The sequence below is a fragment of the Dysgonomonas termitidis genome (assembly GCF_054657735.1).
Genome location: NZ_BAAHYD010000002.1, coordinates 3,207,514 through 3,228,925, shown reverse-complemented (window position 1 = coordinate 3,228,925; position 21,412 = coordinate 3,207,514). Strand labels below are relative to the sequence as shown.

The following is a 21,412-nucleotide window of genomic DNA, read 5'->3' as shown; positions in this document are numbered from 1 at the left end:
TCGGCCGTGATATAAAAAAAGGCTGAAATTTAGAATTCAGCCCTTTTTCCATATTACATTTTATGTCGTTAGTTCCTTCGCCTGCGATTGTCCTGCATTTTTTTCTGATGCTCATCAAATTTCTTTTGTTGATCTTCGGTCAGTACGGCTTTAATAGCGGCGGTACGCTCTTCCTGAATCTTCTGGAATTGAGCCCTTATCTTTTCCCTGTCGGTCTCTTTGCTCTGGTCAGCCAGCGGCTGGGCAAATTTCAGGTTTATTTCATATACTTTTTTTTGCTGGTCATCATTGAGCCCGAGTTCCTTTACCAGTGTTTCGGTTTGTCTTTTAGCTCTTTCTTCGGGTGTGGCACGTTGTCTTTGTTGGGCGAATACGCCACTTGTAGTAAATAATACAATTGTAAGGAACAATACTAACTTTTTCATAATATTCATAAATTTAGTTATACATACTGTTTACTATGACTAAAGAATCATGAAAAAGTAAATTCGAAAAAGCATCTTTTTGTGTTAAATAATCATAAAATAAAAAAGTACGCGCCCAATATGGCTCCCACAATAAGAATGGAGGCTATGATAGAGATATACATCGTATCGGTGGAAATCTTAAACACACTCCTGATCCTTTCCTGACTGATGGTCCACAGCGTACCGCTGAAAAATAAACTGCCGATAAGGAATGTAGGATCGTAGGAAATAAAGAACATCCATAGCAGCCCCATCAGCGCAAAGCTGAGATAGATAGACAATAATATCCATCCTGCGGTCTTTTTCATCCAGAAGAGTATGGCAGCCAGTGGCGTAACGATGACAGGGAACAGGAATATGACTACGCTGAAATCCCATCTTGTGTCCTGAAAGAGCCCGGTGATGAGATCGAACTGGGTGACGATCTGCAACAGGGCGATTGCCATGAATATAATGGCAATGGTGTTTATCAGCCGGGGCGATTTGCGGGTGTCGTCAGCGTCGTCCTGTATGGGATTTATATAGTCCATAATGCCAGAACCTTTTTCCTTCAGTGTATTTTTTATTTCATCTCGCCGTTCCTTTTTGGCGGCAAGTTCCTGCTGCTCGGCTTCCAGCTCTGCCCGTGCCTTATCTATATCGGCGGGGGTGAGATTGCGTGTCCGGAGTTCGTCCTGCGCAGTCTTCACCGCTTCGGGACGGTAATCGCCGGGGTTTTCTATGATCCGCATCAGGGCGGTAGTGGAATATGTCTTATATACTTCTGATAACTGGCTCATGATCGGTATTTGTTTTCAGGGTAAAGATAAGACATTTATGTGAATCCATATTTTTATTCTATCACAAATACGACTGTGCCCTCCACGGGAAATGTGTCGTAAATAAACCTGGCGTGAGATGTAGCATTGCGCACACACATATGCGACCGCGGCGTAGTTCCCAGAGAAGCGCTGTATTCTATAAAATCTTTGCGGGGAGCATTCACCGGTACGCCATGCAGGTATCCGCCATTGGTAAAACGGCTGGCGTAGGGCGCAAAGCCACCGGTTTCCGTAGTGCCGTCGACAAGGAAGATCATTTTATATTTCTTCTCCTGTATCACGAACATACCAAGCGGGGTCTCCTGCTGGTGCGGAGGCTTGTGCAAGCCTGTGGTGACGGGATTCATGCTCCTTACAAACCATTTGCCGCCATTTTTTTGCAGGGTAACAATATTTTCATTGACGCGGTCTACAAATATGGCATTGCTGAAGACAACGCTATCAGCTATTTTTTTTACATACTTACGCGGAACAAGCCATTCGCCGGGGAAGTATATGGTTTCTACTTTTTCAAACTTTGTGCTGTCCGTTTCCTTTATCAGTTTCACCAGGGCGCCGTCTCTGCCGTAACGCTCGGGCACAACTGTATCCTGTACGGAGTACAGCGGTACGGACTGGTATCGTTCCACTTCGTAATTGTCGGATATACGTTTATATACATTGCGGTGGTACTCCTTCACCAGAGGGGCCTCCCCGTTGTTGTTCCTGTAGTTTTGCAGAATGCCCCAAGACGAATGTTCTATCTGCATGGAGTCTATTGTTTTAAGTCCTGCCCTGATTTTCTCCCACTGAAATTGCCTTGTGGTGTCTTTGTAGGGATAAGTATCTTCCAGTGTGTACTTGTCGTAGAGAAATTCTTTTTCAATGATGACTGTATCCGTTTTTTTTGTCTCTTTTTTATCCTCTGCGGCCACCGTGTCTTGTAATGGAGGATTTGCCGCTTCGGGGTCAACACTTTTTTGTCTGCATGAATTTAATATAAGAATACTGATAACTAAGAGAGCCGTAGTTACTTTTGCCATAAACTATTATTTTTGTATTTATTGTCAATACGCGCTTATCCGGTTCGGATAGGAACGGTTTCCTTATCCGTTCTGTTTCTTCTTCCTAAAAATATTAACTTTTTATTATAAAAACAAAGAAGATGCTTTATTGTTCCTCATATTTACAAAATAAGCCTGTCTTCCGGGTTCGCACAGAAAAGAGGCAAGGTTATTTTTAGCTTACTTCACGCGGCTATGAAAAAGAAGCATTACCCGGGGTAGTCGGTTTTTATTATCTTCTTGTATAATTATCTGTTTGATAATGTTTTATCGAAAACATGTTAAAAAACATATTCAAAAAACTGCTTAATTGTAATGTACAGATAGCAGTTATTGCTATCTTTGTATAGCAATATGAGTGATTTTTGTGTATTTCAACTATAAAAACTAAATTAATAACGTTAAAAAATACGACCATGAACCGCTACGAAGAACTGATTAATGAAATTCATATGGCAAGAAAACGTTTTGAAGATTCGTACCGGAATATCTCCCGCGAAGATATGGACGTATTGCTGGAAGAACTGGAAGTGATGTCCACTGAATTGCAGGCATTGCACAGAGAACACAGAAGCGTTACAGCATGATAATATACCAGGCATTAAAAAAAGCCTGACTCTTGATTGAGTCAGGCTTTTTTTGTTATTCTTTTCGCTTTTAATGTCCGAAACCGAAACCTCCGTGCATCCCGTGCATTCTGCTTTCGAAAGCTTTTTTCTTTTCGTCGGCAAATGCCTGTTTTTCTTCATCCGACATGCTCATCCATTTTTCGCAGCGGGCATCTATGGCTTCCACCGAGAAGTGGTCTTCATGCCTGTCGAGGCATTCCATACGCTTATTCATAAACTCCAGCTTTTCGCTATCGGTCATTTTAGCCCATTCTTCCTTGAATTTTTTTCTTGCATCGTTGTCGAAAGGATTTCTTCCGAAAAATCCCATTCCAAAACCTCTTGTTGTCATAATTTTATTTGTTTTTTATATTTTACAATCTATTTTTTTATAAAGAGCTCTCTATTAATGGAGACGGCCGGGAATGAAAAATATTTTAGGGAGGAATAAAAAAATGATGTTTTTTGAGGATTAATGCCCTTCCTTTGCCAGGACTGATTAAAAGGTTGTTCCGATACATCTTCCGCTGAAATGCCTGCAGGCTCTCAGGTATTCAGGATGAAGGGAGCTGCCCGTTTATTAAAGGAGGAAAAGCTGTCAGTTTCCGATCTGAGCTGTTTTCAGCGGGTTTTTAGAGAGCATACGGGTATGGAGCCGGAGCAATACAGTATGTCCCGTTGTCCGTTTTTTATATGTTAAAATGAAGAGTGTAGAATATTGGTCCGTCTGCCTAAAAATGAAATTAGCTTAATAATTTATCTCTTATGTGAAAAAAAATTGTTAATTTTGGACTGTGTTATTTGTTTTGGATAAATTTTAGATAAAGACAATAGTATATACGGCATGTGGTTAAGACTGCTTTTTTCTGATTTCTTTGCAAAAAGAAGCTTCATTTTTTCTGCTGAAAATTTGGAGGTTAGCTTTATTTTGCTAGAGAGAGAGAGAGAGAGAGAGAGAGAGAGAGAGAGAGAGAGAGAGAGAGAGAGAGAGAGAGAGAGAGAGAGAGAGAGAGAAGCCGTATCTAAGGCGTCACCATTATTTTTCATTATTCTTACTTTCACATTCCTTATCTTGAGGAGTGTCAGGGATGTATATGCCTGTATCAACCACATTGTTATTCCTGTGGGTGCGCGCACGCACGATATATTATTTTCCGGACATAAAAACAAGCTCAAAGTCCGCTTCTTTACATATAGACGTACAGTTTTATTTTTCCGCCCTTTTTTTCTAACTAACATATGCGTTTATTATCAACAAAAGTTTCAACACCTCATAGAAAGGGAGATTATTATTGTCTTAAATAAAATTTGTCTTCTCTTCCTTGCTCTTGGCTGCCGCTTGAGAAAGTATCGGGCAGGACTATGGGGTATTGAAGCTTTTTACAGGACGAAGACTCTGACAGAAAATATAAACGACATAGTATTAAAGACAATGACAAGGAATTTATTTTTTGAACTAAAATGTTAAACTACATGAAACAAACAAACTTTAAACAAAAACATCGATGTGGAGTATCATTTAAAATACTAATATTGCTGGTAGCGATATTAAGTATAAATATGACTCTGCCTGCACAGGTAACGATAGGGACAAACGAAGAGCCGCTTTCAGGAGCCTTACTGCAATTAAAAGACAAGGATAATGTACCGGACAGTACGTTTAATGCCCGTAAAGGACTGGCTCTGCCACGTGTAACTCTTTCGGAGAAAAAAGAACTTTACCCGATGTTCTTAGCTGATCCCGACAATCCTGCTTCCGGACCCAACTCCGGTTATGCCACCAATAAATTGGCATTGGACAAGACCCATACCGGGCTTATCGTCTACAACCTGGTAGAAGACGATGACAGGGAACTTTGTGCGGGGCTAAACCAGTGGGACGGTGAACAGTGGAACTGTTTCGAACACAAGATGGGAAACGCTATCGGCCATATCGTCTCCTGTGACGATTTCAAAATATTCGGGCACTATAAATCGCCCGATGCCTATCCGGCGGCTCCGGGCGATGATGTGGCTTTGGACGCCTCCAACTTTATAACTATAAAGCTGGAGATAACCAAGCCCGGGGCATATGCTATTACTGTCGTCCCCGAATATGCGGCTGCCCTGAATAACGAGACAAATGGCTACTTCTTCACGGCGAACGGTATATTTATGGAGAAGGGCACATATACCGTGACCATTCCGGGCGCCGGAACTCCTTTTTGGTACACCCCTACCGGAAATCCGGGTGACGGACTGGCTGTTACGATGAACGGCAAACCTTTGACATTGCAGGACGGTACGGCATGTACGAAGAAGATAGAAGTAGAAGATTACTCGAAAAAGCCGAACTATACGATGGATTGCAGCAGGACAACGATACATGGGGTGTATGTCCTGAACCGGGAACTGAATCCTGCGGACAATTACATTTCAGTATGGATTACGATGGACCCGGGTGATCTTTTCGTAGAAGGTTCAATTGTTTATCTGGAAACAAACGAAGTAGAGGGTATAAGTTTTGCTTCCAATCCGGTGATGATCACCGCTGCCGACAAGGCTGCAGGTGAGAAACAGATCATACTGCGAGGAACCGGAATACCAACTTCGGTGGAAACTAAGAGAATGACCATAACCTCAAACAGTGTCATCAGTGTAGCTACATGTTATGCCAACGTTACGGTTGCCTATACAAAGAAGAAAATACTTGGGATAAAAGGTGCAGGCGGAGCTGATTATTACGGCTACGGTCTCGGCTACTGGAGTGGGTCCTGGGCCTCGATGACAAACATATACGGGCTGGGAGGACGTAAAATGCTTATGGCTCCCGCCAACTTTGGCACAGATGCGGCCAGTACAGTAAAAATTGAAGGTTATGAATTTGTAGACGGAGGGAATGACCCGTCCGCAAGCACGCTCCAAAACCTGATAAGTACGCACAAGCCCGATATTATCGTTATAGGGTATAGCTACGGGCCTTCCAACGATGCGGTTGACGTACTCATCAATTACATGGCAAAAAAAGGGGTGGTGATCGCAGCAATAGAATCGGGCAGCGCGGTAGAACGTTTGTTTAACAGGACTCTTAATCTTCCTGCCGGCACAGTAAGCGCAGTAAGCCGCGGGCCTGCCGGTTCCATTTACACACTTAATTATATGACGAACGATGACATCCTAAACGGGCCTTTCGGTGATATACGTGAGCAAAAATGGGGTGAAGATGCTTCCACTACCGTAGGTGTCAACGGAGTACCGTTCGGTATGGTAGATATATATTCGAACGGTAACTATAACGGTAACACTACCGGAAACACTACGATTACCATATGTAAATTTAAAGGGAATCACCTCGTATGGCTCGGTGACGGCGGATTCTGGTCGAGAGGAACGACATCAGGGGAAGTAAACAGCAATACTATTTGTCCGTTATATTATAATAGTGATTTCAGCCCTACAACCGGAACTTTTGGTTCCGGCACTAATAATACGAATATCTACAATTCTTATTTCTTTGTCAATATGATGGCATGGGCTATAAAAACAGCCCAGTTTGACGGATATAATACGCCACGGTAAGAAAGCAGAAAACAATAAGAGCCTAAAGCAGACAGGGGTTGACCGCATTAAAGAAAACGGCAGTCCCTGTCTTTTTCTGTACGGGCCGGAATTATCACCGCACCTCCCGATACCTGTCCACCAGCATCTTATTGCTTCGTATATCGGTAAGTATCCTGGATACTATACGTTGTATATTATGCACCTGCACATGGGTTATCGCGGCCAGTGTGTGGTAATTGACCGCAGGTTTGAGGGTGATATACATCTTGAAAAGCTCAAATTCGCGGAGGTCGTAGCGGCGGTACACATAATTGAAAATGTCATCCTCCAGCTGTGTCTGCATACGCTCGTGCTCATAGGGGTTAGCGTGATGCGCTTCCAGATGATGATGGACGGGTATAGGTATATAGCGGCTTTCCTTTTCGCTGTCCTGTATATAATTGGTAAAATAAGAGCGGTAGAAGTACGCATGGTAGTCTTTTATCACCATCCCCGAAAAGAGGATTTTCTCGCTGATGCGCATGTAAGTGGTATAGAATACATCCTCGTCGTAGGCGTATTTACCTGTCAGGAAGTTGGCCAGTTGCTCGTGGTTTTTTGCAAACCATGTGTTAAACTCGTCCGCTTTCCTGCGGTGTGCGGGCTGTGGTTCGTTCCGGTCGTCGCGTCCGCGGATAAAGTATTTCTTACCTGTGTTGTTGCCGTTGCTGTTTCCTAATTTCATGTTTATATTAGTTATGAATTATAAGTTATAAGTTATGGATTATTTACTGTTCACTGTCTAAGGCTTTCCCCCTCAAACAATACCCGCGTTGTGGTCGATTTTATCCTGTCCAGTACACGGTCGCCATAGCGTTTGCGTATATCTTCGCCCGGAAGGTTGGAAGATATGATGAGCAGTTTGCCGTGTTTTTCGGCGGCGTCCATCACTTCGGCAAAAGCCATGCGCTTGTTGCCATATACGTTGCTCACATCTTCGGTGCCGATATCGTCGATGCTGATGATGTGTTTCGACAAAACGAGGTCTATATTGCTGTTCATCTGATGCGTATCGAATACCGATACCACCCGCCGGCAGTATCCGAGCATGATGGCCGGCAGCACATAACGGCACAGCAGGCTCTTTCCCCGTCCGCAGTTACCGTAAAGGAACAAGCCTTTACCACGGTTTCCGGCAAGCCATCCGGCCACTTTTTCGTATTCGGGCAGCCACTGCATTTCGCGTCCTTCGGCCTGGAGAAAATAGGACAGGGCTTCCCGCAAAATCTTTTCGGCGGCGGGTATCTGTATCTCTACCTTCTGAGAGGGTAGGGGCATCTGTTGTCGTTTCATCAGGTCGGTGATGTCTCTAAAATTCTTCATAGGGTCTGGTATTATCATGCGATGCCGCATTGTGATTCTTTCCTGTAAATTTCTTCTCCCAATTTCTGACGGCTGCCTGCCAGTCTTTCATCCTGTTGCGGCCTATCATCCATCCTTTCGATTCGTAGAAGTCGAAAAATTCCTGCGCGTCTACCGTGTTTTTCCGTTCGCGGCAATAGTCCGCGATTTCTTCCAATAATGGTTTTCTAAACACCACAACAGGCTTCGCCGTCCCTTTTTCTTTGGTCTTTTCTTGTATAGTCTTGTCTTTAGTATAGGTATCGGCGAGCGTATAGGATAGTGTATCGGGATGTGTAATACCATGTGTATTGTATCGCGTATCTTTTTCGATACGGGTAATGGTGTATTCGGCGGGTTTCATTTTAGCAGCGCCTTCCTTGAATCTGATGAGTCCTGCCTGCTTCAGCCTGTTTCTGCGATTGGTCAGCGCATTCCGGTTGATACCGAGAACGGCGCATATAATCTCCGTGGATTGATTAAAAGGATTTTTCCAGTTGAGCCTGTTGCACCTGTGCAGCAGATAGTTGTATAAATCGTGCTCGTGGACTGAAATAATTCCCTGTTCTCTCAATTCCCAGGCGCTGTTTATAAGTTCGATATAAGATGCCATTTTTATTTAATATGCTAATTATTTAATGTGCCGATGTGCCAATCAAAAAAGCTATTGGCCATTAGCTAACAGCTATTAGCTTAAAATATTGGCACATTGGCATATTATAACATTGGTACATTCATTAAAACATCCTGTCGCTGATTACATGATGCGCCTGAGCAAAGGCTTCGCGGTGACTGCGGTTATATTCCTCCAGTACTGGTTTGAGGCGTGAAGCGAGCACGGCGGAATCTTCATCGAGCAAATCCCAGTCGCGGTCGAGGACTTCCGATGTTTTCAGCAGTACGGTATCCATATAGGTTTCGAACTCCACACATATACGCACATCGCCTATCAGAGTGTCGAAGCCGGCTATGTCTGTCCTGTCCGATTCGTTCAGATGACAGGTAATGTGCCTTATGATTTTTTCCATTTGCTGTTCGTTGCAGTAGCAGTCAATTTTTAATGCGCCCATGTTAATTGGTTATAAGTTATGGATTATAAGGAATAAGTTGTTAACCGCTTACGCGTCCTTCATTCCTCATTCTTAATTATTTCTCATTGTATAGATAATTGAATTTTATTTTCATTAAAATGTATTATATTTGAAGCGTACTTCAATTATTAATTATAGTTCAAATTTAGACTAATTTTATTTAATTGCAAAATATTGAACCTGTATAATTCATTGTTGAATTATATTTAGAATGAATATAAATAAGTGGTTGACGGATATGGTTGCCGGAGGGTGATATAGGGGATATGCTTTTATTGTTTCAGTATAAAATTGTTCTATTTTTAGTTACAGGTTACTACGCCCTTCGGGCAGTTACAAGTTACGAGTCGGCTGATGCATATATGGCCAGAGTTTGAAGAGCCTCTGTCCTGTCGTCGCATCGCGATTCCGGCCTCGTCCCGCAGGCGGGGTACCGCCGCTCGCGCAGACGTCCCGTCTGTGTGTTGCGTAGCAAACATTTCATACTGTCAACAAGACACGGACTGGAAGTCCGTGCCAGCGGGGGCTCCCTCTCCAAAGGGCAGGGCTGTTAAGTTCTAATTTTTTATACCCTCTGTGTCATGTTGAACGGAGTGAAACATCTCGTTTCTCAGGGTCGAGATCCTTCGTTCCACTCAGGATGACAGCAGAAAAAACAGGACAAAGTAGAGAACTTAACAGCCCTGCTCCAAAGGGTGAGGTCGAACGAAGTGTAGTGAAAATAATCCAACATTAAAACTCAACTGCTGATTTTATTATTAATAAATAAAGGGGAAAAAGTATTTAGTCTAATATTGAACTTTTTTTGTCATCTGATAATTTTATTTAAAAATATAGAAAATGAAAATTAAGTAGTCTAAAATATTTACTGTCGCATGTCATCCTGACCGTAGGGAAGGGGCCCGACCCTAAAAAGAGGCATGAGATGCTTCGTTCCTCAGCATGACAAATACGACAATAAATCTTATCATTTACTTATATCCATCAAAGAAAATCCTGAATATAAAGATAAAGCGATAGACTATATCAGCAACAAATGGCCGGTGTCCCGGAACATTTCCGGTCTTTGAATTAAAGTTTGCGGGGTTGCCCCGAAAAATAAAAAAAAGTCCGCAACATCCCATCGCAGACTTTCCTAAACCTTAACACAAACTTTACAAAACTACACGCCGTTATAACTGCAAACGGGTGCATTATGTTCACGGGATTTTGAAATTTAACATTATTATTAGATATTTTAAGGATTCTGTTATCTGAAAAGGCTTTTCGTGATTAAAATTTCTCTTAATCTATTGTTTCCGTAACTTTTTATTTTAGTATTACTTCTATAATAGAATCCGTCTCATCCAATTCTCCGGTCAAAGTAAAAGTGACATCCCCCGTCTTTTTGTCTTTCTTCCATTCGGGCTGTGCCTGAAGATTAACCCATTTTGCAGATTTGATATCCGGTATGTTGAGGGTTATGGATTTTGTATCTTTATCCAGGATATGAATATAGTATGTTTTGCCATTCTTGGTTACGGCGCCCCATGCCTGCGGTTTCACAAAGCCCTGCTGCGTGCCGTATATCGTATATCCGTAGCTGTCCATCCATTTACCCATCTCCTGCAGGCGTTCTACACATTCGGGCTGTATCTGTCCGTTTGGCATAGGCCCTACGTTCAGCAGGAGGTTTGCCCCGGTTCCGGCAGTGCGTATGAGCAGATGGAGCAGATCCTTGGTGGATTTGAATTTATCGTCGGTAATGTTGAATCCCCATGCACCGTTTATTGTTTCACAGGTTTCGAGTGGCAGGCGTGAGACTTCCTGCCCGCTGTATCCCGATTTGTTTTCACCCGGCACATCACGTTCAAAGATTTGATAGTCTTCTCCTGCAAATGGCGGCAGATGGTGGTTGTTGGCTACAAGGCATCCGGGACGCAGTGTGTGGATAAGTTCGTATATCTCGGGATAGTGCCAGTCTACATGCGTGGTATGGTCGGTTCGGTTTTCATCTTCGGTCTGATCCCAGTGCCCGTCGAACCATATACCCGCAATTTCGTAATTGGTCAGTAATTCGGTCAGCTGGGCTTTCATAAAGCTGATATACGACAGCCAGTCGCTTTTTCCGGTACGTCCCGCTGCTTTTCCCGTGCGTCCGGTCTCGTACTGGTAATCGGTACGCATCCAGTCGAGCAGGGAATAGTAAAGCACCAGTTTCATATCCTGCCTCTTGCACTCGTCCGACAATTGCTTTATCAGGTCTTTGCCGTAAGGTGTATTCATTATATTCCAGTCCGACTGTTTCGTGTCCCAGTTGCTGAAACCGTCATGATGGCGCGAGGTGAATGTGATATATTTCATTCCCGCGTCTTTGGCTATTCTTACCCATTCTTTGGCATCGAAGGCCTGCGGATTGAAGAGCGTTTGCAGGCGCATATAATCTTTTCCTTTTACCGGACGGGTGTTCATCACCCATTCTCCGGCTCCCAGCACGCTGTATGGGCCGAAGTGGACGAACATACCGAAACGGGCGTCTTCGAACCATTTGATGTCGGGCCTCTGTGGACTTGTCTGACTATTCATCCCGGGGATTATAAACAAAATGAGAAATAAACTGAATAATACTTTTTTCATGGGCTGTTCTAATTAAAAGTTAACAGGTATAAAGGTAAGGAATTAAGAATTAAGAATCAGGAATTAAGAATTAAAAAATACGGATGGCTTGTGCCATTCTTTATTAATTCTCAGTAGTTGGATTTTAATGTTCTGTTTTTAGTTACAGGTTACTACGCCTTGCGGGCAGTTACAAGTTACGAGTCGGCTGATGCATATATGGCCAGAGCTTGAAGAGCCTCTGTCCTGTCGTCGCATCGCGATTCCGGCCTCGTCCCGCAGGCGGGGTACCGCCGCTCGCGCAGACGTCCCGTCTGTGTGTTGCGTAGCAAACATTTCATACTGTCAACAAGACACGGACTGGAAGTCCGTGCCAGCGGGGGCTCCCTCTCCAAAGGGCAGGGCTGTTAAGTTCTAATTTTTTATACCCTCTGTGTCATGTTGAACGGAGTGAAACATCTCGTTTCTCAGGGTCGAGATCCTTCGTTCCACTCAGGATGACAGCAGAAAAAACAGAACGAAGTAGAGAACTTAACAGCCCTGCTCCAAAGGGAGAGGGCGGGGGTGAGGTCGAACGAAGTGTAGCTGAAAATAATTCGACATTAAAATCCAACTACTGATTCTCTTAACTCATAACTCGTATACTAATCTGCATTTTTTTCAAACTCATTTATCTATACTGTAAAAACAGCTATGGATGCAATAATGATAAGCGTGACCCTTACATTGACCGCGGTTACCGCCCTTTACTGGGGCGAAGTCCTTTCTATCCGCCTGCCCGAAACATATAAGAGGTTTGACCGTAAACCTTTTAATTGCCGTCCTTGCCTTACTTTTCATGTTTCATGGTTATTATCCTTATTATCAGGAGTTATATCGGGGTGCGCATGCCTTGTATTTATAGGCATAGTAATATCGTTCGCGCTGTTTTTTATTACAAAATTTATTGACAATAAAAAGATCACAAAATGAATGGAACGAACCTAAAATCGGAAGTAGAACAGCTTTTGGCTGAAATTGACAAAACCCATCGTTACTCAATGGCAAAGATCTATAGCCTTGCGAATAGGGTATTTAATAGAAATGAGGCGCCTCAGTCGTGCGCCAGCTGCCTGATACGTAAAGCCCGTGAACTGAGGAACTGGCTCGACAGTCAGGAACCGGAAAGTGAAGAAAAACTAAAAATTAAAAATGAAAAACGGAGAATAAAAAATACGCAGTCACCACATAACTCATAATTTTTCACTTATCACTTAATATCCTTTATTATGACACGACAAAAAAGAAGTAAACAACAGATATATACCGATCCCGACACGCTACTGTCCAAGGCATTCGAATACTTTGCCTGGTGTGAACAAAATCCGTGGATAAAAAAAGAACTGATGCGCTCGGGCGACAAGAAGGGCGAGTTTATAGAAATACCCGTACTAAGACCTTTTACACTTGCGGGCATGTGCGTGTACTGCGGCATCAGTGAATCCACCTTTGTACGGTACGGCAAGGATGAACAGATGCGAGACGCGGCATCACATATATTGGGTATAATCCGCCAAAACTGTATCGAAGGCGCTATATCGGGAGAATATAACGCAACATTTGTGGCAAATCTGCTCGAAGATTTGTATTAGAAAAATGAAGAATTAAAAATGAAGAATGAAGAATACGAGTGGCTTGCGCCATTATTCATTATTCATTATTCATTTTTAATTACTTAAACACTTTCCCGATAATATTAAGAACAGGGCCGGTCATAAATGTGGTAACCAATGCCATAATCACCATCATAGCGAATATTTCGGCATTGAGCACGCCTAGGTCGTAACCTATATTGAGTACCACCAGCTCCATCAGTCCGCGCGTATTCATCAATGTGCCTATGGTAAGGCTGTCTTTCCAGCTTTGTCCCACATACTTGGCAGCTATCGCGCTACCTACGAATTTACCGAATACAGCTACAAAGATTATAACGCCTGTTACTATCCAGAGATAAGAGTCGTTGAGCAGTCCTATTTCGGTACGCAATCCCGTGATAACGAAGAACAACGGAAGCAGCAGCACCAGCGCCACATCTTCTATCTTATCTATAAACGAGCTTCTGAACCGGGGGTTACTCGGCATGATGACACCTGCCATAAAGGCTCCGAACAAGGCGTGGATACCTATTATTTCGGTAATAAAGGCCGAACTGAGCAAAACGAGGAAAAATATGGCGATAGCCGACCTGCTGAAGCCGTCTCCTGCCTTGAACGATTCAGCCCTCTTTTTGAGGAAGGGGCGTACCACTTTTATCATAAATGCCACATAGGCCACAGCCAGCAGGATGGTATAGACGGAACTGACAAACGAGCCCGCCTTCACAATGGCGATTACCGCGGCCAGCAGGCACCAGGCGGTGATATCGTCGGCAGCGGCGCAGGTGATGGCAATCGCACCCAGTTTGGTCTTGTGTATTCCCCGTTCCTGAATGATGCGTGCCAGCACGGGAAACGCGGTTATACTCATTGAAATACCGAGAAACAGGCCGAATGACATAAATGAGATACCGTCGGGAGTGAATGCCGAATATATGAAATAAGCGAGGCCGATACCTGCCGCAAAAGGAATTATAATACTGGCGTGACTGATAACAACGGCTTCGTGAGCTTTATTTTTTAACACTTTCAGGTTGAGTTCCATCCCCACCACAAACATAAACAGTACCAACCCTATCTGGCTTAGAACCTGTAGGTTGCCAAGCGATTTTATAGGAAAGATAAATTCCGAAACTTCCGGCAGATACAGCCCCAGCAGAGAGGGGCCGAGCACGATTCCCGCGATTATTTCACCTACGACCGACGGTTGTCCGATCTTGTTGAACAACCAGCCGAATACACGGGCGAAGATGATGATGATCGTTATTTGCAGCAACAGTATGCCCGCGGGATGTTGTATATTGTAGACAAATGAATCCAAGAATTCCTGAAATGAACTTCCCGAAGCGACGTTTTCCATAACGTGGCGTCCTGCCTCGAGGCCTTTGCCGGCGGTGATGATCAAGTAAACGAGCGCAGAGAATCCTCCGATAATGAGGATATAGAAGAATACTGTCCTGAACTTTTTCACAATTTCCATAGTCGTGTGCGTGTTTTTATTATTAGTGATTTCTTCCCGTGGTAAAAGACGTGAAGATCCGGTCCGTAAGCTTTACATTTTTTCCACTTATGTTTTATAACAGTTAAGTAATAGATGCTGTTTATATGAAACTGTTAAAAATAATAGCTGACAGAGAACAAAAGTACAGAAATAAATGAATGGGAGAAAATCCAAGACCGGATCTTTCCCGCCTTAAACATAGATGTCGTCACGATTTTTTTTTTAATTTAATGTAATTAAACGAATCAGTAGCCGGGTCTTAACGCTGGATTGTTTTATGCAACACTTCGTTCCGCCTGGATAACTACATAATAGCGGAAATAACAGCGTGTGCGTGGCTTCTGGTAAAAAAACATCTTTTTGGATTTTGAAAAAGTTGTTGACATACTGTTGTCAAATCAGTATTATATCTTTGTAATAAAGTTCAACAAAAAACATATTATTTATGAGACTTACATCTTATCTTATTTTCAATGGCGAGGCCGAAGAAGCCGCCAATTTTTATGCCGGTGTGCTGGGTGGAAAAATCGAAAACCTTTACCGTTACGACTCTATGCCTTCCAGTCCGGAAATGATAATCCCTGAAGAATGTGCGCAAATGATTTTACATTGCTGTATCATTTTCCCCGGAGGCTCTATGAGCGTTGCCGATACCTTGCCGTACGATAAACGCAATTTCGGGGACAGGGGGCATATGCTGACACTCGATTGTGATTCTATAGCTCATGCCGGAGAAGTTTATGCTAAACTGACCGAAGGAGCGCAAAAGATTCAATGCGAGCTCGGTGAAGCTTTCTTTGCAAAACGTTATGCTGAAGTCGTTGACCGTTTTGGTGTGCTTTGGGCTATAATGTTTGATGAAAATTAATTAATCCCGGTAACTGCTTAAATCGGTACGGACACATACCGGATTGTCGATAAACAGAGAGAACGCGAAATGGATAAAACGACTCAAAAAGAGATGTGCCGTGAAGTTTTTCCTCATAGGTCCGGGTTTAAACAGTTACTGAAATAATCTAATGAATATCCGATGAATAGGTTAGACCGCATATCGGCATTGTTGGTGCAGCTCCAGTCCCGGCCGGTTGTCAGGGCTTCCGAGATGGCGGAACGCTTTGAGGTAAGCCTGCGCACCATTTATCGCGACATGCACACCTTATCGGAAGCGGGAGTGCCTATATGCGGTAATTCAGGGATCGGTTACTCGCTGGTGGAAGGATACAGGTTGCCTTCCCTGATGTTCTCCAAAGAGGAGGCGATGGCTTTTCTTACTGCCGAAAAGATTATCGAACAGCTTACCGATGCCCAGAACAGCAACTATTTCCGGCAGGGAATGGATAAAATTCGTGCAGCGCTGCGGGCGGTAGATAAGCAATACCTCCACGATATGGGGGATACGATAGCGGTATATAAGAGCAAAAAGACACGGGAAAGTTTACCTAACCTCCTGCAAACAATACTGAGCAGTATAAACGATAAGCTGATTGTAGAGATCGATTATACCAATGTTGACGAGAATAAGAGCAAGAGGGCTCTGGAAGCGGTAGGTATAACTTATACACATCCCAACTGGTACCTCGCGGCCTGGTGCCACCTGCGGGAAAAATACCGGATATTCAGGCTCGACCGCATTGATAATATAAAAATAACAGCCGACAAACATACGAAAATACATCCTCCGCTGGAATCACTCGCCGGGGAGGACAGTCCCGGATGCCTCAAAGAGGTAATCATACATACAAGCAAAGAAGTGTCGCGGTACAGTGCCGACAGATGCTATTATATGGGACTGACGGAGGAAAAGGAACTTGAAAACGGGAAAATAGAACAAACTTATATGGCTTATTCTTTCGAACCTTTAGCAAGATGGGCGCTGGCAAATGCCGATACAACAACCGTGGTCAGCCCTGCTGAAGTGAAAGATATTATAAAACAAATTATTAAAAATTCAGATTTATGAAAATTAACAGTACTGAGATTAAGAATCTGGAACCGATGAAAACAATTGCGGTTTCACACATCGGTGAGTATTCGGGTATTTGCGGAGCATTTGAAAAACTTGCCGCATGGGCAGAAGCAAACAAGCTTTGGGCTGCTTGTCCGAAGATGGCAGGCGTTTATCATGACGACCCTAAGCACACACCTGTCGATAAATTACGTTCGCAGGCTTGTCTCGAAAACATTTCAGGAATTGAACCCGGCGAAGGCATGCAGCACTACACCATAAATGGTGGAAAGTATTTTGTAATGCAGGTGGAGGTAACCATGCCGGAATATGGTGAAGCATGGCAGAAAGCATATGCTGCATTTAACGAAAAAGGGTATGATTATGGAACGGGAGATCATTACGAACTGTATGTTAGTTGTGTGGGCGATACTCAGGATGCTGATGCTCCCTGGATAGTGGAGCTATGCATTCCGGTGAAATAAATTAACTCTGGTTCTATACCTCCTCCTATGGATATATATCTGTAGGAGGAGTTTTTTTATGGTTATCATCAATTGAAAAAGGAAAAATTTATATGTTGTTGATTAGGAATAAAATACATAAATTTGCATTGAGTTATTTGAGAAAATATATTTTTTAGGCTATTATTCAGTAACTTATTAATATAAAATGGAACTTCGCACAGTAAACGTTACACGATATATCACCCCCTTGCGCGAAGGAGGTTCATTGCCGGCTTTGGCCGAGGCAGACGACGGATTCAAGTATGTAGTCAAATTCCGTGGTTCGGGGCATGGCACAAAGATGCTGGTGAGCGAACTTATCGGCGGGCTTGTCGCTCAGACACTGGGCTTCCGCGTGCCCGAGATGGTTTTTATCTATCTGGATGAAGCTTTCGGACGTAGCGAAGGTGATGAGGAAATACAAGACCTGCTGAAAGGCAGTCAGGGCTTGAATATGGGTTTGCATTTCCTTTCCGGAGCATTGACATTCGACCCCGTAGTGACGCAGATAGACGAGACCACCGCTTCACGGATATTATGGATGGATGCATTGCTTATGAATGTTGACCGCACCGCCCGCAACACCAATATGCTGATGTGGCACAAGGAACTATGGCTGATAGACCACGGCGCATCGCTCTATTTTCATCATTCGTGGACGGGATGGGAGAAGTATGCTTTAAGCTCTTTCCCACAGGCTAAGGATCATGTATTATTGCCCTATGCCGGACGTCTGGACGAGGCGGATGCCGAGTTTAAGAAGATACTGACACCGGAGAAGGTGGCCGGAATAGTAAACATGTTGCCCGGCGACTGGCTGCATTGGGGTGGGAGCGGGGAGTCTCCGCAAGATATACGGCAGGTGTATAACGATTTCCTGAATGAGAGAATAAAGAATTCCGCAATATTTTTAAAAGAAGCACAGCATGCAAGGGAAGCACTTATATGAATACGCCGTCATCCGTGTTGTGCCGAGGGTGGAACGGGAAGAATTTATAAATGTGGGTATTGTTATGTACTGTAAACGGGAAAAATTCCTGAAAGCCCGCTATTATATAGATGAGGATAAACTCCGCCTGTTTACATCGGAACTGGATACGGACTCTATACACGAAAACCTGAAAGCATTCGATAAGATATGCTCTGCCGCCAAAGACGGGGGCTATGTGGCCTCGCTGGATATAACCGAGCGTTATCGCTGGTTAACGGCGGTGCGGAGTACGTCTATACAGACATCGCGTTCCAACAGGGGATTTTCGGATGACTTGGAGGAGACTTTCGGGCGGTTGTTCAGGGAGCTGGTGATGTGAGATATCGTTGAACTTGCGCTATGGAATGAAAAGAGCAGAATAACATGGAGAAGAATAGATCATATAAGTTCTGGGACAGGGTATCCGGCTGGAGCAAAGCAGAGAGTGCTGCTAACTCTGTCTTGGTCAAATGCATAAGCAGTAAATTCGGAATACTTATCAAGCCTGATGATACTGTGCTTGATTTCGGATGTGGTACAGGAACAATTACTCTCCGGATAGCACGAAATGCGAATAAAGTATGTGGGGTGGATATATCCGGAGGCATGTTGAGACGGGCACAACTAAACCTGAAAAATCAAAATATAGATAATGCCTCTTTCATTAAAATAACGACATTGGACGACATGTTCCATAACGATTCCTTTCAGATCGTCACCACCTTTAACGTTTTGCAATATATAGAAAACAGAAAAGCTTTATTTCAACGGTTTTATAAGCTACTGGAGCCGAAAGGTACGTTGATTGTCACCGTACCCTGTTTTGGCAATACGAACTCTTTTTCGATTCTATTGGTGAAACTTTTGCGATTTGTCCGTATTATGCCGGAAACTTATTACTTTAGTATTGATGAAATTGAGAAAGAAATAACCGGTGCGGGCTTAAGTATTGTAGAAAGTATTAATTTGTCGGATTTACCCGAGAGGCTGATTGTAGCAAGAAAGGTATAGATAACCGGATATCTGTTTACGGGCGTTTTCTCACAGTCTTTCGAACGGAAGCGTTTAAGGAGTGATTTTATGAATATTGAAGAATTCAGGGAATATTGTTTGTCAATAAAGGGCAGTAGTGAATCATTGCCTTTTCTGGGCCATAATGTTTTGGTCTTTAAAGTGATGGGTAAGATGTTTACATATATCCCATTGGAGCCTAAAGACGGGGTATTCAAAGCAGATCTTAAATGTGATCCCGAAAGATCAACCGAGTTGCGGGAAAAATACGAGGGGATAACCGAAACGGATTTCAAAACTCCCTTGTGGAACCTGGTTACACTCGAAAGCGATGTGCCTGATGAGTTGATCAGGGAATTAATTCGGCATTCCGTAGATGAAGTGATAAAAAAACTTCCCAAAAAGAAGCGGGAAGAATATCGCGGATTATAATTATTTGAATAATAAGAAAATAAGCCGTGATCTTATATGTCCTGTACAGAAAATAGCAGGGGTTGACGTTTTTATGTTGTCAACCCCCGTCTGTTCTGGGCTTGTATTATTTTTTTACTCCGATATATAGAACCTTGTTCTTATAAATTGACGGGAATATGGGACGAAAAGCTGCACTTCCAAAGAATTTATTTACGTTTTAAGAGACTATTTGTATTTTATTCCTCGCTAGAAGTAGTCTCGGTAATTTCGTTCAGGTTGTTGAGTATTGTTTCTTTCAGCTTATCTTCGGGCAGGATAACATTGAAATGTTCCCAGAAGCTCTTATCGTACCGGTATTTTGTGTCCGACAGTATCTTGCGGGGCGATAACCGGTCTTTCCGGCTAAATCCTTTTACATTTCCGGTCTCTGTTTTACAGTTCACCATCTCGAACCACAGATGGAGCGGGGCGCTGAACCACCGGTTCTTCTTCCTGACTTTGAATTTAAGATCGCCTCTCACATGGCTTACATAATACTTGCCATCGTCGGCAGGACGGTACGAAACAATGTACTTCACTTCCTGCAAAGTCAGCTTTATATTTGGAGCCAACCGTTCTATATACCAGTTGGTTGCTTTGTGTACATATTTGGGATTTACCTCGAAACGGGCTTCTACCAGCGCGTAATTTTCCGCGTCTATATACAGCTGTCCTTTGAACAGCGGTTCTTCAGTGTAGGGCAATTGCTCGAATGAAATAACATTTACCCGCCTGTTGTCGATCACGCTGATATCGGTATGCGTGTATTGATATGGCGAACCGTTCCCGAAATTGAGAAAGTCTGGCGATTCTTTTATTATATCGAGCGTAAGGCTTGAATATACTCCCGATTTCATTTTGGTGAATAATGTATCTTCTGTTTGCCGGTTTACGATGCGGCGCATTTTTACCAGTTTGGTCTGGTCGCTGTTTACATTGCTTTTGTAGCCTGTCTTATATATCTGGATTACCGATTCGGTAAGGTCTATATTCTTGTTCTTATATTCGGTTCCTTCGCGGTAAAAGGTAGTCATATATACAGGTTTGGACGAATAGTTCTTTTCAGCCAGCTCTTCCATCTTTTGTAGTACGTCCAATGGATTTACCACCCGTATCACGATTTCCTGCAATGAAATTATTTTGGGGTCGAGCGATATTCTTACATGCTGGTTTTCGAGTAAAGATGCCTCTATTTCCTGATTCTGATAGCCCACATGCGAAAATTTCACTATGTATTGCCGCAGCGAATCCGGTATCATAAGCTGAAACTCTCCGTTCTGATTGGTGATTGTTCCTATAGAGGTGTAATTGATGCTGGCCGAAGCATAAATGACCGGTTCGTTGGTTATACGGTCGTATAATATGCCGCTTATTTTCAGGTATTTATTTTCGGCTGTGGTTTTGTCCTGTGCCTGACCGGCTGACTGCGCCGATTTTATTTGCTTCTCCTCATTGTCTTTTCTCAGCAGGATATGGTTGCCTACGATATTTATTCTTAGCTTGTCGTCTTCGGTAATGGCATAAATAGCTTCGCGCACGGTATAATTGCCTTTTTTTACCTTCACTACTTTGTCGTTGTCTATTATCTGGCTGTCGTATATGAACAAATAGCCCGACTGGTCGGATACTTGTTTGAGTAACTGGTATATTGTCCCTTTGGCTTTCGATAATTTTACTTCGCGGTTAAGCACACCTCCGTCCTCTGCCTGCGATGCTGTTATTATAAACAGGAATAATAACAAGGCAGAAAAACGATGAAATGCATTTTCAACCGCTTTTTCCATATGTTTGGTATCAGATTAATCGTATTTCAGAATTTAAAGATATTATATATCACTGAAACCGGA

Annotated in this window: 24 protein-coding genes; 13 read left to right on the top strand and 11 right to left on the bottom strand. The window is 43.2% G+C overall.

The features are described from left to right. Positions 1-68: 68 nt before the first annotated feature. From ACYQ3L_RS17345 to ACYQ3L_RS17335, 3 genes are all read right to left on the bottom strand, one after another. Positions 69-425 carry a DUF4890 domain-containing protein gene (locus ACYQ3L_RS17345; RefSeq protein ID WP_379993410.1) on the bottom strand — a complete coding sequence of 119 codons (357 nt, stop codon included), beginning with the start codon at positions 423-425 and terminating at the stop codon, positions 69-71. A gap of 92 nt (positions 426-517) precedes the next feature. Beyond that, entirely contained in the window at positions 518-1,246 is a 729-nt protein-coding gene (locus ACYQ3L_RS17340) for a hypothetical protein (protein ID WP_379993411.1), read from the bottom strand. Between the two features lie 53 nt (positions 1,247-1,299). Further along, entirely contained in the window at positions 1,300-2,310 is a 1,011-nt protein-coding gene (locus tag ACYQ3L_RS17335; RefSeq protein WP_379993412.1) for a L,D-transpeptidase, read from the bottom strand. Positions 2,311-2,747: 437 nt separating this feature from the next. Here ACYQ3L_RS17335 and ACYQ3L_RS17330 point away from each other — a divergent pair, with 437 nt between their 5' ends. Continuing rightward, positions 2,748-2,918 (top strand): hypothetical protein, encoded by a 171-nt coding sequence (locus tag ACYQ3L_RS17330; RefSeq protein WP_379993413.1) that lies wholly within the window; start codon positions 2,748-2,750, stop codon positions 2,916-2,918. 70 nt (positions 2,919-2,988) lie between these two features. On the opposite strand, the gene ACYQ3L_RS17325 is transcribed toward ACYQ3L_RS17330, so the two are convergent. Then, complete coding sequence (locus ACYQ3L_RS17325) at positions 2,989-3,291, bottom strand: hypothetical protein (RefSeq protein WP_379993414.1); 303 nt, start codon at positions 3,289-3,291, stop codon at positions 2,989-2,991. 492 nt (positions 3,292-3,783) lie between these two features. On the opposite strand from ACYQ3L_RS17325, the gene ACYQ3L_RS17320 reads away from it, so the two are divergent. Next, entirely contained in the window at positions 3,784-4,407 is a 624-nt protein-coding gene (locus ACYQ3L_RS17320) for a DUF3915 family protein (protein WP_459952446.1), read from the top strand. Positions 4,408-4,412: 5 nt separating this feature from the next. Continuing rightward, positions 4,413-6,497: a hypothetical protein gene (locus ACYQ3L_RS17315; RefSeq protein WP_379993416.1), complete on the top strand. Its 2,085-nt coding sequence runs from the start codon at positions 4,413-4,415 to the stop codon at positions 6,495-6,497. A gap of 94 nt (positions 6,498-6,591) precedes the next feature. Here ACYQ3L_RS17315 and ACYQ3L_RS17310 read toward each other — a convergent pair whose 3' ends face one another. From ACYQ3L_RS17310 to ACYQ3L_RS17290, 5 genes are all read right to left on the bottom strand, one after another. Beyond that, on the bottom strand, positions 6,592-7,203 hold the full coding sequence (locus ACYQ3L_RS17310; RefSeq protein WP_379993417.1) for a hypothetical protein: 612 nt from the start codon (positions 7,201-7,203) through the stop codon (positions 6,592-6,594). A 50-nt stretch (positions 7,204-7,253) separates the two neighbouring features. Next, a complete protein-coding gene (locus ACYQ3L_RS17305) occupies positions 7,254-7,841 on the bottom strand; it encodes a P-loop NTPase family protein (protein ID WP_379993418.1) in 588 nt (195 codons plus the stop codon). Then, positions 7,828-8,472, bottom strand: coding sequence for a hypothetical protein (locus ACYQ3L_RS17300; protein ID WP_379993419.1), 645 nt, complete (start codon positions 8,470-8,472; stop codon positions 7,828-7,830). Before ACYQ3L_RS17300 ends, ACYQ3L_RS17305 begins: the two co-directional genes overlap by 14 nt. Positions 8,473-8,596: 124 nt before the next feature. Further along, positions 8,597-8,929 carry a hypothetical protein gene (locus tag ACYQ3L_RS17295; protein WP_459952445.1) on the bottom strand — a complete coding sequence of 111 codons (333 nt, stop codon included), beginning with the start codon at positions 8,927-8,929 and terminating at the stop codon, positions 8,597-8,599. Positions 8,930-10,258: 1,329 nt separating this feature from the next. Next, positions 10,259-11,566, bottom strand: a complete 1,308-nt coding sequence (locus tag ACYQ3L_RS17290; RefSeq protein WP_379993422.1) for an alpha-L-fucosidase — start codon at positions 11,564-11,566, stop codon at positions 10,259-10,261. Between the two features lie 672 nt (positions 11,567-12,238). On the opposite strand from ACYQ3L_RS17290, the gene ACYQ3L_RS17285 reads away from it, so the two are divergent. Genes ACYQ3L_RS17285 through ACYQ3L_RS17275 form a run of 3 tightly spaced genes read left to right on the top strand, consistent with a single transcriptional unit; the run spans position 12,239 to position 13,176 of the window. Next, a complete protein-coding gene (locus ACYQ3L_RS17285) occupies positions 12,239-12,517 on the top strand; it encodes a hypothetical protein (RefSeq protein WP_379993423.1) in 279 nt (92 codons plus the stop codon). Beyond that, positions 12,514-12,783 carry a hypothetical protein gene (locus ACYQ3L_RS17280; RefSeq protein ID WP_379993424.1) on the top strand — a complete coding sequence of 90 codons (270 nt, stop codon included), beginning with the start codon at positions 12,514-12,516 and terminating at the stop codon, positions 12,781-12,783. The genes ACYQ3L_RS17285 and ACYQ3L_RS17280 overlap by 4 nt, the downstream gene beginning before the upstream one ends. 30 nt (positions 12,784-12,813) lie before the next feature. Then, complete coding sequence (locus ACYQ3L_RS17275; protein WP_379993425.1) at positions 12,814-13,176, top strand: terminase small subunit; 363 nt, start codon at positions 12,814-12,816, stop codon at positions 13,174-13,176. Between the two features lie 79 nt (positions 13,177-13,255). Here ACYQ3L_RS17275 and ACYQ3L_RS17270 read toward each other — a convergent pair whose 3' ends face one another. Next, positions 13,256-14,659 carry a cation:proton antiporter domain-containing protein gene (locus ACYQ3L_RS17270; protein WP_379993426.1) on the bottom strand — a complete coding sequence of 468 codons (1,404 nt, stop codon included), beginning with the start codon at positions 14,657-14,659 and terminating at the stop codon, positions 13,256-13,258. A 466-nt stretch (positions 14,660-15,125) separates the two neighbouring features. Between ACYQ3L_RS17270 and ACYQ3L_RS17265 the strand changes: the two genes are divergently transcribed. From ACYQ3L_RS17265 to ACYQ3L_RS17235, 7 genes are all read left to right on the top strand, one after another. Beyond that, positions 15,126-15,548 carry a VOC family protein gene (locus ACYQ3L_RS17265; protein WP_379993427.1) on the top strand — a complete coding sequence of 141 codons (423 nt, stop codon included), beginning with the start codon at positions 15,126-15,128 and terminating at the stop codon, positions 15,546-15,548. A gap of 162 nt (positions 15,549-15,710) precedes the next feature. Further along, positions 15,711-16,640, top strand: coding sequence for a helix-turn-helix transcriptional regulator (locus ACYQ3L_RS17260; protein ID WP_379993428.1), 930 nt, complete (start codon positions 15,711-15,713; stop codon positions 16,638-16,640). Next, complete coding sequence (locus ACYQ3L_RS17255) at positions 16,637-17,110, top strand: AraC family transcriptional regulator (RefSeq protein WP_379993429.1); 474 nt, start codon at positions 16,637-16,639, stop codon at positions 17,108-17,110. Before ACYQ3L_RS17260 ends, ACYQ3L_RS17255 begins: the two co-directional genes overlap by 4 nt. A 187-nt stretch (positions 17,111-17,297) precedes the next feature. Continuing rightward, positions 17,298-18,080: a HipA family kinase gene (locus tag ACYQ3L_RS17250; protein WP_379993430.1), complete on the top strand. Its 783-nt coding sequence runs from the start codon at positions 17,298-17,300 to the stop codon at positions 18,078-18,080. Next, positions 18,058-18,441 (top strand): DUF3037 domain-containing protein, encoded by a 384-nt coding sequence (locus ACYQ3L_RS17245; protein WP_379993431.1) that lies wholly within the window; start codon positions 18,058-18,060, stop codon positions 18,439-18,441. Before ACYQ3L_RS17250 ends, ACYQ3L_RS17245 begins: the two co-directional genes overlap by 23 nt. A gap of 44 nt (positions 18,442-18,485) precedes the next feature. Beyond that, complete coding sequence (locus tag ACYQ3L_RS17240; RefSeq protein WP_379993432.1) at positions 18,486-19,112, top strand: class I SAM-dependent methyltransferase; 627 nt, start codon at positions 18,486-18,488, stop codon at positions 19,110-19,112. A 69-nt stretch (positions 19,113-19,181) separates the two neighbouring features. Next, positions 19,182-19,544 (top strand): MmcQ/YjbR family DNA-binding protein, encoded by a 363-nt coding sequence (locus ACYQ3L_RS17235; RefSeq protein ID WP_379993433.1) that lies wholly within the window; start codon positions 19,182-19,184, stop codon positions 19,542-19,544. Between the two features lie 218 nt (positions 19,545-19,762). On the opposite strand, the gene ACYQ3L_RS17230 is transcribed toward ACYQ3L_RS17235, so the two are convergent. After that, a complete protein-coding gene (locus ACYQ3L_RS17230) occupies positions 19,763-21,349 on the bottom strand; it encodes a carboxypeptidase-like regulatory domain-containing protein (protein ID WP_379993434.1) in 1,587 nt (528 codons plus the stop codon). Between the last annotated feature and the right edge of the window lie 63 nt (positions 21,350-21,412).

Excerpts from the sequence above, each read along its gene's own strand:
- ACYQ3L_RS17335 (WP_379993412.1), bottom strand. The coding sequence starts at position 2,310 with ATGGCAAAAGTAACTACGGCTCTCTTAGTTATCAGTATTCTTATATTA.
- ACYQ3L_RS17300 (WP_379993419.1), bottom strand. The coding sequence starts at position 8,472 with ATGGCATCTTATATCGAACTTATAAACAGCGCCTGGGAATTGAGAGAA.
- ACYQ3L_RS17340 (WP_379993411.1), bottom strand. The coding sequence starts at position 1,246 with ATGAGCCAGTTATCAGAAGTATATAAGACATATTCCACTACCGCCCTG.
- ACYQ3L_RS17265 (WP_379993427.1), top strand. The coding sequence starts at position 15,126 with ATGAGACTTACATCTTATCTTATTTTCAATGGCGAGGCCGAAGAAGCC.
- ACYQ3L_RS17270 (WP_379993426.1), bottom strand. The coding sequence starts at position 14,659 with ATGGAAATTGTGAAAAAGTTCAGGACAGTATTCTTCTATATCCTCATT.
- ACYQ3L_RS17280 (WP_379993424.1), top strand. The coding sequence starts at position 12,514 with ATGAATGGAACGAACCTAAAATCGGAAGTAGAACAGCTTTTGGCTGAA.
- ACYQ3L_RS17230 (WP_379993434.1), bottom strand. The coding sequence starts at position 21,349 with ATGGAAAAAGCGGTTGAAAATGCATTTCATCGTTTTTCTGCCTTGTTA.
- ACYQ3L_RS17345 (WP_379993410.1), bottom strand. The coding sequence starts at position 425 with ATGAAAAAGTTAGTATTGTTCCTTACAATTGTATTATTTACTACAAGT.
- ACYQ3L_RS17325 (WP_379993414.1), bottom strand. The coding sequence starts at position 3,291 with ATGACAACAAGAGGTTTTGGAATGGGATTTTTCGGAAGAAATCCTTTC.
- ACYQ3L_RS17250 (WP_379993430.1), top strand. The coding sequence starts at position 17,298 with ATGGAACTTCGCACAGTAAACGTTACACGATATATCACCCCCTTGCGC.
- ACYQ3L_RS17295 (WP_459952445.1), bottom strand. The coding sequence starts at position 8,929 with ATGGGCGCATTAAAAATTGACTGCTACTGCAACGAACAGCAAATGGAA.
- ACYQ3L_RS17285 (WP_379993423.1), top strand. The coding sequence starts at position 12,239 with ATGGATGCAATAATGATAAGCGTGACCCTTACATTGACCGCGGTTACC.
- ACYQ3L_RS17315 (WP_379993416.1), top strand. The coding sequence starts at position 4,413 with ATGAAACAAACAAACTTTAAACAAAAACATCGATGTGGAGTATCATTT.
- ACYQ3L_RS17260 (WP_379993428.1), top strand. The coding sequence starts at position 15,711 with ATGAATAGGTTAGACCGCATATCGGCATTGTTGGTGCAGCTCCAGTCC.
- ACYQ3L_RS17245 (WP_379993431.1), top strand. The coding sequence starts at position 18,058 with ATGCAAGGGAAGCACTTATATGAATACGCCGTCATCCGTGTTGTGCCG.
- ACYQ3L_RS17240 (WP_379993432.1), top strand. The coding sequence starts at position 18,486 with ATGGAGAAGAATAGATCATATAAGTTCTGGGACAGGGTATCCGGCTGG.
- ACYQ3L_RS17235 (WP_379993433.1), top strand. The coding sequence starts at position 19,182 with ATGAATATTGAAGAATTCAGGGAATATTGTTTGTCAATAAAGGGCAGT.
- ACYQ3L_RS17255 (WP_379993429.1), top strand. The coding sequence starts at position 16,637 with ATGAAAATTAACAGTACTGAGATTAAGAATCTGGAACCGATGAAAACA.
- ACYQ3L_RS17310 (WP_379993417.1), bottom strand. The coding sequence starts at position 7,203 with ATGAAATTAGGAAACAGCAACGGCAACAACACAGGTAAGAAATACTTT.
- ACYQ3L_RS17320 (WP_459952446.1), top strand. The coding sequence starts at position 3,784 with ATGTGGTTAAGACTGCTTTTTTCTGATTTCTTTGCAAAAAGAAGCTTC.
- ACYQ3L_RS17305 (WP_379993418.1), bottom strand. The coding sequence starts at position 7,841 with ATGAAGAATTTTAGAGACATCACCGACCTGATGAAACGACAACAGATG.
- ACYQ3L_RS17330 (WP_379993413.1), top strand. The coding sequence starts at position 2,748 with ATGAACCGCTACGAAGAACTGATTAATGAAATTCATATGGCAAGAAAA.
- ACYQ3L_RS17275 (WP_379993425.1), top strand. The coding sequence starts at position 12,814 with ATGACACGACAAAAAAGAAGTAAACAACAGATATATACCGATCCCGAC.
- ACYQ3L_RS17290 (WP_379993422.1), bottom strand. The coding sequence starts at position 11,566 with ATGAAAAAAGTATTATTCAGTTTATTTCTCATTTTGTTTATAATCCCC.